The 375-nt window shown below is 76.8% G+C and carries 1 pseudogene; it reads left to right on the top strand.

The features are described from left to right. A pseudogene (locus G6R25_RS28535) lies at positions 1-375 on the top strand (16S rRNA (cytidine(1402)-2'-O)-methyltransferase); the annotation flags it as partial.

Below are 375 nucleotides of genomic sequence, written 5' to 3'. Positions count from 1 at the left end.
ACCCGCACCATGGTGTTCCTCGAGTCCCCGCACCGGCTCCCGGCGGGCCTGGGCGACCTGATCGCCGCCTTCGGCGCCGACCGCGCCGCGGTGCTGTGCCGGGAACTGACCAAGACCTTCGAGGAGATCGTCCGCGGCGACCTCGCGGCCCTGCTCGCCTGGGCCACCGACGGCCGCACGATCCGCGGGGAGTTCACCCTGGTGGTCGCCGGCGGCGCCCGGCACCGTCCGGTGACCGTCGACTTCGCCCCCGCACAGGCGGTGACCGAGCCAGCCGAGCTCGTCCCCGCCGGCCCGTCCGCCGCCCGCGGATCGGAGCAGGCCGAAGCCGACGTCGCCGGGGTGGGCCCCGCCGACTCGGTGGACGCTCGGGTC

This window comes from Candidatus Frankia alpina (assembly GCF_902806485.1).
GTDB classification, from domain to species: Bacteria; Actinomycetota; Actinomycetes; order Frankiales; family Frankiaceae; genus Frankia; species Frankia alpina.
Note: the sequence above shows the minus strand (reverse complement) of the source record. Positions and strands in the feature narration are given on the sequence as shown.